3 tRNA genes are annotated in these 258 nt (G+C 55.4%); all 3 read left to right on the top strand.

Annotation, left to right across the window (positions count from 1 at the left end):
* The first annotated feature begins 6 nt into the window (after positions 1 to 6).
* A tRNA-Asn gene (locus KSHG_RS15635) sits at positions 7 to 83 on the top strand.
* Between the two features lie 3 nt (positions 84 to 86).
* Positions 87 to 177: transfer RNA gene (locus KSHG_RS15630), tRNA-Ser, on the top strand.
* Between the two features lie 8 nt (positions 178 to 185).
* Positions 186 to 257: transfer RNA gene (locus tag KSHG_RS15625), tRNA-Glu, on the top strand.
* Position 258: the final 1 nt, after the last annotated feature.

Raw genomic sequence — 258 nt, 5'->3', positions numbered from 1 at the left:
GGTTATTCCGTTGTAGCTCAGTTGGTAGCAGCATCTGACTGTTAATCAGAGGGTCGCAGGTTCGAGTCCTGCCAACGGAGCCATATGGAGTAGTACTCAAGAGGCTGAAGAGGCGCCCCTGCTAAGGGTGTAGGTCGGGTAACCGGCGCGGAGGTTCAAATCCTCTCTACTCCACCATCTAGATTGGCCCCTTGGTCAAGCGGTTAAGACACCGCCCTTTCACGGCGGTAACACGGGTTCGAATCCCGTAGGGGTCAT

Origin of the sequence: Kurthia senegalensis, assembly GCF_000285595.1 — a bacterium.
In the GTDB taxonomy this organism is placed as follows: Bacteria; Bacillota; Bacilli; order Bacillales_A; family Planococcaceae; genus Kurthia; species Kurthia senegalensis.
The sequence above is the reverse complement of the archived record's forward strand: the minus strand, read 5'-3'. Positions and strand labels throughout refer to the sequence as shown.